This is a genomic window from Natronococcus sp. (assembly GCF_047921035.1).
Taxonomy (GTDB): domain Archaea; phylum Halobacteriota; class Halobacteria; order Halobacteriales; family Natrialbaceae; genus Natronococcus.
In genome coordinates this window covers 1-7,630 of record NZ_JBLRWX010000128.1, presented here as the reverse complement: position 1 = coordinate 7,630, position 7,630 = coordinate 1, and the positions used below count along the sequence as shown (strand labels likewise).

10 protein-coding genes and 1 pseudogene are annotated in these 7,630 nt (G+C 66.6%); 3 read left to right on the top strand and 8 right to left on the bottom strand.

From position 1 onward, the window contains the following. The 4 genes and pseudogenes from ACNA7R_RS18145 to ACNA7R_RS18130 all read right to left on the bottom strand — a co-directional run. Positions 1 to 252 (bottom strand): annotated as a pseudogene (locus tag ACNA7R_RS18145) (hypothetical protein); the annotation flags it as partial. Positions 253 to 400: 148 nt separating this feature from the next. Further along, the gene (locus tag ACNA7R_RS18140; protein WP_416284929.1) at positions 401 to 877 is read right to left on the bottom strand and encodes a YbaK/EbsC family protein; all 477 of its coding nucleotides are present in this window, start codon (positions 875 to 877) and stop codon (positions 401 to 403) included. Between the two features lie 49 nt (positions 878 to 926). After that, positions 927 to 1,337, bottom strand: a complete 411-nt coding sequence (locus ACNA7R_RS18135) for a hypothetical protein (RefSeq protein ID WP_416284928.1) — start codon at positions 1,335 to 1,337, stop codon at positions 927 to 929. A 48-nt stretch (positions 1,338 to 1,385) separates the two neighbouring features. After that, positions 1,386 to 2,504 carry a YhjD/YihY/BrkB family envelope integrity protein gene (locus tag ACNA7R_RS18130; protein ID WP_416284927.1) on the bottom strand — a complete coding sequence of 373 codons (1,119 nt, stop codon included), beginning with the start codon at positions 2,502 to 2,504 and terminating at the stop codon, positions 1,386 to 1,388. A 201-nt stretch (positions 2,505 to 2,705) separates the two neighbouring features. On the opposite strand from ACNA7R_RS18130, the gene dpsA reads away from it, so the two are divergent. Beyond that, entirely contained in the window at positions 2,706 to 3,251 is a 546-nt protein-coding gene (gene dpsA / locus ACNA7R_RS18125; RefSeq protein ID WP_416284926.1) for a DNA starvation/stationary phase protection protein DpsA, read from the top strand. A 111-nt stretch (positions 3,252 to 3,362) separates the two neighbouring features. Here dpsA and ACNA7R_RS18120 read toward each other — a convergent pair whose 3' ends face one another. Then, positions 3,363 to 3,530, bottom strand: a complete 168-nt coding sequence (locus ACNA7R_RS18120; protein WP_416284925.1) for a hypothetical protein — start codon at positions 3,528 to 3,530, stop codon at positions 3,363 to 3,365. A 129-nt stretch (positions 3,531 to 3,659) separates the two neighbouring features. On the opposite strand from ACNA7R_RS18120, the gene ACNA7R_RS18115 reads away from it, so the two are divergent. Both ACNA7R_RS18115 and ACNA7R_RS18110 read left to right on the top strand, forming a co-directional pair. Continuing rightward, the gene (locus ACNA7R_RS18115) at positions 3,660 to 4,184 is read left to right on the top strand and encodes a macro domain-containing protein (protein ID WP_416284924.1); all 525 of its coding nucleotides are present in this window, start codon (positions 3,660 to 3,662) and stop codon (positions 4,182 to 4,184) included. 76 nt (positions 4,185 to 4,260) lie between these two features. Next, positions 4,261 to 4,683, top strand: a complete 423-nt coding sequence (locus ACNA7R_RS18110) for a universal stress protein (RefSeq protein WP_416284923.1) — start codon at positions 4,261 to 4,263, stop codon at positions 4,681 to 4,683. 154 nt (positions 4,684 to 4,837) lie between these two features. Here ACNA7R_RS18110 and purM read toward each other — a convergent pair whose 3' ends face one another. From purM to ACNA7R_RS18095, 3 genes are all read right to left on the bottom strand, one after another. After that, positions 4,838 to 5,833: a phosphoribosylformylglycinamidine cyclo-ligase gene (purM, locus tag ACNA7R_RS18105; protein WP_416284922.1), complete on the bottom strand. Its 996-nt coding sequence runs from the start codon at positions 5,831 to 5,833 to the stop codon at positions 4,838 to 4,840. 45 nt (positions 5,834 to 5,878) lie between these two features. Beyond that, positions 5,879 to 6,505: a metalloprotease gene (locus ACNA7R_RS18100; protein WP_416284921.1), complete on the bottom strand. Its 627-nt coding sequence runs from the start codon at positions 6,503 to 6,505 to the stop codon at positions 5,879 to 5,881. After that, positions 6,502 to 7,630 (bottom strand): TraB/GumN family protein (locus tag ACNA7R_RS18095; RefSeq protein WP_416284920.1); only part of this gene is annotated, 1,129 nt, incomplete at its 5' end. The genes ACNA7R_RS18100 and ACNA7R_RS18095, both read right to left, overlap by 4 nt.

Genomic DNA, 7,630 nt, shown 5'->3' with positions numbered 1-7,630 from the left:
GCCGTCCTCGTCCTCGACCCGGGCGCCGACCGAGAGCCGCCCCTCGAGCGGAACGACGAGGGGGCCGTTCGCCCACCGGTCCCCGTCGACCGACGCGAACGGGTCCCCCGTCTCGGGATCGGTGAGAACGAACGACTCGACCGAAACGTACGTCTCGTCCTCGTCGTCGCTGCCGAAACAGCCGGCGAATCCGAGGGTCGCGAGGGAGCCAGCGGCCGCGAGCACCGTCCGCCGGGTCCGTTTAGTCGTCATCGCTCGAGGCGTCCCGAAGGAAGCGATCGAGCGGACGATCAGCGAGCGACGAGTCCGAATACATTATAGTATTCCTGAATTACAAAGGATAAGTACTTTCGGGCGCGGCGGCTCCGATCCCGAGACCGTCGACGCCCTCGACGACGGCTCAGTCGGCGACGGCGGCCGGATCGGCGTCGGCGTACCGGCGCAGCCGGTCGGGATCGATCGGGAAGACCGCCGTCGGCGTCCCCGCAGCCGCCCAGACGGTGTCGAACTCGAGCAGCGTCTCGTCGATCACGACGGGAACCCCCCGGTCGTGGCAAAAGGGCGGGACGCCGCCGATCGACCAGCCGAGCGTCTCCCTGATCCGTTCGGGATCGGCCATCTCGACGTCCTCGGCCGACGCGTCGAAAACCGCGCCGAGGGCCGGCTCGGCGACGCGGTTCGCGCCGCTGGTGACGCAGACGACCAGCGAGCCGTCGATGTCGAAAGCCAGCGAACTAGCGATCTGGGCCACGTCGCAGCCGACGGCGTCGGCGGCGTCTTCCGCTGTCTTCGTTCCCTCGGGAAACTCCTCGACGTCGGGCTCGAACCCGTGGGCCTCGCGGGCCCGTTCGGCGAACGTCGCTGCGCGGGGATGCATGCAGTACACCACCGAGACCCACGACAAAAAGTCGTCGGACGGGGACCCGCTACTCGAGCGAGACGTCGAGGCGGACGCCGTCGAGCCGTCGGTAGGCGGGACCCGGGTCGCGGACGACCTCGAAGGCGTCAAACCGGATCACGAGGCGGCCGGGGTCGATCGTCGCCCGGAGGATCGGTCCCCGGCTGGTGACGGCGACGTACGGCGGGGCGGGAACCGGGCTCGCGCCGAGGTCGCAGCCGGCCGCGTCGACGACGTCGACCAGCAGGGCCGACAGCTGCTCGAGCAGGCCGGCCGACTCGAGGCCCGCTCGCAGCGGGGCGACGACCCGATCGGGGTTCGTCGTCCGGGAGGTGTCCCAGGGTTCGGCGACCAGATCCGCGCAGTCGTCGACGCCCTCGACGACGGCTCCCCACTCGCGCTGGATCCGGCGTCTGGTCGCCCGGACTGGGTGAGACACGACCGTGACTGCCACGGGCTCCCACTAAGCTCTCACGACTTTCGCGTGCTAACGTCGCTCGCGAACCGTTCCGACGTTGATCGTCTCGACCTGGGACGCCGCTGCCCGAACCGCCTGCTTCCACTCGGGCTCCTCGCGCGCCTCGAGTTCCGCCCGGAGCCGTTCGTTCTCGTCCTCGAGCGTCCGACTCCGGCTCTCGAGGTCGTCGACCCGATCCTCGAGGTCGTACCGTCGGCTCCGGTGGGCCTCGAGGTCCTGGCGGAGCTTGTTTCGTTCGCGACGGAGCTCCTCGAGTTCCGCCCGGAGCCGTTCGTTGGTGCGTCGGCTCCGGTCGAGCCGCCGCTTCTGAACGGTGGCCTCGTCCTCGGCGTCCTCCTCGAGGGTGAGACGTCCCGCCCGGGTCGCGTTGACGACGGCACCCAGCAGCAGGATCAGCCCGCCGAAGTACAGCCAGGTGAGCAACAGCAGGATCGCCCCGACCGCCCCGGCCGACTCGGAGTCGGCTGCGAGCGCGACGTAAACCTGAAAGAGCCCCTGGAGCGCGGCCCAGCCGACCGCGGCGACGACGACGCCGGGAACGATCTCGCGGACGGAGACGCCGACGTCCGGGAAGAAGTAGTACATCGGGAGGAACGCGATCGTGAGCCCGACGACGAGCAGGATCGGGTTGATCAGACCGATGAACGGAATTTCGGGGAAGAGCGCGAAGACGGTCGAGGTCCCGGCCGCGGCCAGCAGCGCGACGCCGATCGCGCCGAAGACGATGAACGCGTCCCGGAGCTGTTCGAGAAACGAGTTCTCACCCGTCGACTCGTAGATCTCCGAGAACGCCGTGTCGAGCCCGCGGAAGATCTTCAGCGATCCCCAGACGAGCGTGACGAGCCCGATTATCGAGGCGCCGGCGGCTCCGGGCGACTCCTCCATCGCGTCCTCGACGAGGAGCTGGCCGCTCTCGGGCAGGAACCCTTCCGTCGTCGCGGCGATCTCGGTGGCGAGTTGCTCGTCGGCCATGAACGAGACGAGAAAGAACACGAGCACGAGCAACGGCAGCAACGAGAGAAATGCCTGGTAGGCGATGCTCGCGGCCATGAACGTAACGTTCTTTTCCTGGATGGCGGCCACGAGCGATTTTCCGAACGAGACGGCTCCGCTAGCATCGGATGACATGCGTAGACGACCGGCGTCGAGGCCGATAGATAATCGGCTTGCAGCGTCGATCTCGGCGGTTCCGAGCGGGGGCTCCGTCCTGCACGGACTACTAGGTCGGAGAAAATAATTGGCTACTCGAGAAAAGATCTTTTCCTACCAGGAAGAATCGTTTTTTCATGGGCAATCTTTAAGAGCGATGCGACCGTACTTCGGAGTACGATGAGCACCCAGAAAACCGTCCGTCAGCAGGCAGACGTCGTCGAGGACAACGAGCTTCGGCTCGATCAGGAGAAGGCCGAGCAGGTCGTCGAGGCGCTGAACACCGAGCTGGCGAACGCGTACGTCCTGTACCACCAGCTCAAGAAACACCACTGGGTCGTCGAGGGCGCGGAGTTCCTCCCGCTCCACGAGTTCCTCGAGGAGGCCTACGAGCACGTCGAGGAAGGAGCCGACGTGATCGCCGAGCGCGCCCAGGCGCTGGGCGGCGTTCCCGTCTCCGGCCCCGCGAACCAGCAGGAGCGTGCGACCGTCGAGTTCGAGGGCGAGGACGTCTACGACGTTCGCACGATGTTCCAGAACGACCTCGAGATATACGGCGACATCATCGAGTCGATGCGCGACAGCATCGAACTCGCGGAGAACCTGGGCGACTATGCGACCGCCGAGATCCTCCGGGAGATCCTCGTAACCCTGGAGGAGGACGGCCACCACTTCGAGCACTACCTCGAGGACGACACCCTCGTGCTCGAAGAGGCGACGAAGTAACGGTCGAACGACGGGACGGCGACGGTACTCGCGTTCACTTTCGCTTTTTTGCGCCCGTGGGAAGGAGAGAGCCCGCTCTCGACGGCTTTGTCGACGAAAGGATCGGAACCGTTACGGTTCGAGATCGACGGCGCAGTCGGTCGCGATCCAGCCGTCCTTGTTGTCGCGTTCGGTGATTACGAGCTTACCTGGGCGGGGTTCGTGACTGGAAACGACTGCGGCCGGCTCTTCGGTCGGTTCCTCGGTGTTCGTCTCCTCCCTACGGGCGGGTACGTCCATTACGAGGGATTAGGCGAACCTAAATATAAAAGGTTTTGGTTGGCCTAAGACCGTGGGAACGACGACGTCCCGTGGACCGTTCTTCCCGTCGGGCGTACTTTCAAGCCCGATACCGTCGTAGCCGCGCGTATGGAGTTCGACGTCGTTCAGGGTGACATCGCCGAACAGTCCGCCGACGCGCTCGTCAACGCCGCCGGGACGAGCCTCGAGATGGGCTCGGGTGTCGCCGGCGCGCTCCGGCGCGGGGCCGGCCGAGAGATCAACGAGGAGGCGACCGGGAAGGGGCCGGTCGACCTCGGCGAGGCCGCCGTCACCGACGCCTACGACCTCGACGCCGAGTACGTGATCCACGCGGCCGCGATGCCCCACTACGGCGACGGCCGGGCGACCGCCGAGAGCATTCGCGACGCGACTCGCAACGCGCTCGAGACGGCCGACGACCTCGAGTGTCGGTCGCTCGTGATCCCGGCGCTGGGCTGTGGCGTCGCCGGCTTCGACCTCGAGGACGGTGCCGAGATCATCGGCGAGGAGATCGAGGGGTACGATCCCGACTCCCTCGAGGACGTTCGGCTTATCGCCTACAGCGACGAAGAGTACGACGCGATCCGGACGGCGACCGACTCGCAGCAGGGTGAGCGCGAAGCCGATCGGTGACCGAATTCCCCCTCGCTGAGAACCGTTGTCAGTCTTTACCAGGCCGATCATCGGAGTAATACACGGGTGAACGGAGATGTACGACACGATACTCATTCCGACGGATGGTAGTGAACAGGCGTCCCGTGGCGTTGATCACGGGCTGAATCTCGCCGAGCAGTACAATGCGTCGGTACTGTGTCTCTACGTCGTCGACGAACGGCGCCACGGACGACCGCCGGCGCTCGGCAGCGTCGAGGCCGAACACGAGAAAGTCGAGGATGAGGCCGTCGATATGCTCGAGGAGATCGCCGATCGCGCCCGCGAGGTCGGGCTCGAGGCGGCGTGTGAGTGTTGCCGCGGGCTACCCTGGGAGGAGATCATCGACTACGCGGAGCGGGACAACGCCGACCTGATCGTGATGGGACGGCGAGGAGCGACCAACGATCGTCGAACGCCCCTTGGCAGCGTCACTGAACGAGTCGTGCGCCAGACCGAGATCCCAGTACAAGCGGTCTGATACGGTTTACTGTAAGTCAGTACCGGCGCAACCGCGACCCGTGCGGCGGTTGCGCCGGTAAATCGGTACAGCAATCCGTATGAGTGGTCGACGCGATCGTATCGCGGCCGACCCGGGTCTCGAGCCTCGAAGCGCCCGGCGAGAGCGGTTGTGTTCAGGACAGCGAGAGGCCACGGATCTCGACGGTGTCGCCCTCCTCGACGCGCCCGACGACCTGCCCGTCGGTTTCGGCGACCAGCGACTCGACCTGATCCGTCGGGAGCGCGACGACGAACCCGGTTCCCATGTTGAACGTGCGGTGCATCTCCTCGTCGTCGACGATTCCTTCCTCCTGAACGAACTCGAAGACCGGCTGGGCCGGCAGCGGATCGTCGATTACGTACCGGCGCTCGCCCATCCGCGAGAGGTTGGTCCAGCCGCCTCCCGTAACGTGGGCCGCCGCACGGACGTCGTGGTCGCGCATCGGCTCGAGCAGGTCGGTGTAGATCCGGGTCGGTCGCAGCAGCTCCTCGCCGATCGACACCTCGGGGTTTAGCGGGAACGGGTCCGTATACTCGTGGTCGCGGGTGACGGCCTCCCGAGCGAGGGTCAGCCCGTTCGAGTGGATCCCGTTCGAGGGGAAGCCGACCAGCGCGTCGCCGACCGCCGCTTCGCCTGCGAGGATCTCGTCCTTGCCGGCGAGGCCGGCGCAGGTCCCGGCGAGATCGAAGCCGGTGACGACCTCGGGCATCACGGCGGTCTCGCCGCCCAGCAGGGTGAGGTCGGCCTGCTCGAGGCCGACGGCCAGCCCCTCACCGATCTCGTTCGTGAGGTCGTCGTCGGGCTCGTCGATCGCGAGGTAGTCGACGAAGGCGACGGGCTCGACCCCCGCGGCGACGAGGTCGTTGACGTTCATCGCGATGCAGTCGATCCCGATCGTCGAGAAGTCCTCGATCGCCTCGGCGACCAGCAGCTTGGTGCCGACGCCGTCGGTCGCCAGCGCGAGGTAGCGGTCGCCGATGTCCAGCAGGCCGGCGTACTCGGTCGTCAGGTCGCTGCCGAAGGCCTCGAGCAAGGCGGCGGTGGCGTCCTCGCTGGCCTCGATGTCGACGCCGGTGTCGGCGTAGGTCAGTCCCTCCTCGTCGTCCTCCTCGTCCGCGTGGTCTGGCATACCTCAACGACTGCCAGGGCCGAGCAAAAGGTCACCGGTCGGCGTTCAAAACGGGAAGCCAAAGAGGAGGTAAAAGCCCGCCAACAACAGCAGGCTCAGCCCGAACACCGCGCCGAAGATGGGCTTGCTCCACTCGAGGACGGACTTCCCGTCCAGCGGACCGAACGGGATCATGTTGAACGCGGCCAGGAAGAGATTGATCAACACGCCGAGGTGGCCAACCAGCCCGAGAAGTCCCGGAAACAGCATCAGCGGGAAGAACAACAGCGCGAGCAGGTGGTTGGTCACCGGCCCCGCGAGCGCGATCAGGCCGTTCTCCCGGACCGTGATCCGGCCCCGGTGGTAGACCGCGCCGGGGGCGGCGAAGAGAAAGCCGATTAGGGCGCTCATGATCGCCAAAAACAGCATCTGGTAGTCGGCCCGAAATTCGGCGGTCTGGCCGTGCTCGATCGCGACGACCTTGTGGGCCAGTTCGTGCAGCAGGAAGGCGACGCCGACGGTGACGAAGCTCAGCCCGATCATCGTGAGGAACCAGCCGAACTCGATGTCGAAGCGGTGGATCGGCGCCAGCAACAGCGCGAACGCGACGCTGAGGACGATCCAGGCGACCGCGAGGTCGAACAGCTCCTTGTCGCTGAACGTAAGCTCCGACGTTCGGCTCGAGTAGCTCACGCCACCACCCCTCGGATGAGCTCGAGGCTGTTCTCGGCGCCCCGGATCAGCTCGCCCATCAGGGCGTCGACGCCGCCGATCTCGGGCGCGAGCCACGGGATAACGACGATGAAGAACAGGAAGGTGGCGATCATGCTCCCGATGTTCGTCAGCGCGACGATCATGATCAGCCGGAACAGCGGGACGTCGAACATCTCCTCGATCGCCTCGCCCATCGGACGGTCGGCGTCGCCGATGATCTCGTTGAGCTGCTGGACGTCCCGGACGTTGACCGGGCGGTACTTGAGTTCGACGTAGCCGGCGAACCAGCCCGGCGCCAGCAGCGGGTTGATGCTCGTGAGCCAGGCGACCGATCCCCCGACGCCGGCGCTGATCCAGCGGGCGCCGGCCAGCCGGGCCAGCGCGAACGCGAAGATCCCGTTGAACGCGAACCACGCCAGGAACAGCTGCAGGAGGAACGTGTTCTGGACTCCCGCCATGATCAGCAGGAAGAAGAAGCCGACGAAGGCGATCATCACCAGGTAGCCGACGATCTTCACCGGCGAGAACCGTCGGCTCGAGGCGGTGCCGGTCAGCGACTCCATCGGCGGCAGCTCCCCGGGGTGCTCGAGGTAGCGCTCGATGCCGGCCTTGTGGCCCGCGCCGACGACGGCGACGACGTGGTACCCCTGCTCGCGGAGTCCGTGGAGCTTGTGGGCGATGTAGGCGTCCCGTTCGTCGATCAGGGCCTCGGCCCCGCGGGGGCTGAACCGGCGGAACTCCTCCATCATCGCGGCGACGACGTCGCCGTCGGTCATCTCCTCGATGTCGATCTCGTCGAGATCGTCGGTGTCCTCGGCGAGACCGTCGAGAACGAAGCCGACGACGGCGCCGACGGAGACACCGATCCCCAGTCCCGCAACGGCGCCGACCCCACCCCGGACGGCGTAGCCGCCCCAGTTCTCGAAGCCAGCCGGGGAGAGCGGGCCGACGGCGGTTCCGGTCGCGACCAGCGCGAGACACCCGACCAGTCCGAGGACGGCCCCGGCGAGCAGGCGCATCACGTGATCCTGGTCGAGATGATCGACGGCGCCTCGACCTCGTACACGGTACGTCCGATCGCGGTCACCGGACGCCTGACGCTGG

What these genes read in the sequence shown, in the direction of transcription:
- ACNA7R_RS18140 (WP_416284929.1), bottom strand. Translation starts at nt 877, where the DNA reads ATGCATCCCCGCGCAGCGACGTTCGCCGAACGGGCCCGCGAGGCCCAC.
- ACNA7R_RS18130 (WP_416284927.1), bottom strand. Translation starts at nt 2,504, where the DNA reads ATGTCATCCGATGCTAGCGGAGCCGTCTCGTTCGGAAAATCGCTCGTG.
- dpsA (WP_416284926.1), top strand. Translation starts at nt 2,706, where the DNA reads ATGAGCACCCAGAAAACCGTCCGTCAGCAGGCAGACGTCGTCGAGGAC.
- ACNA7R_RS18120 (WP_416284925.1), bottom strand. Translation starts at nt 3,530, where the DNA reads ATGGACGTACCCGCCCGTAGGGAGGAGACGAACACCGAGGAACCGACC.
- ACNA7R_RS18115 (WP_416284924.1), top strand. Translation starts at nt 3,660, where the DNA reads ATGGAGTTCGACGTCGTTCAGGGTGACATCGCCGAACAGTCCGCCGAC.
- ACNA7R_RS18110 (WP_416284923.1), top strand. Translation starts at nt 4,261, where the DNA reads ATGTACGACACGATACTCATTCCGACGGATGGTAGTGAACAGGCGTCC.
- purM (WP_416284922.1), bottom strand. Translation starts at nt 5,833, where the DNA reads ATGCCAGACCACGCGGACGAGGAGGACGACGAGGAGGGACTGACCTAC.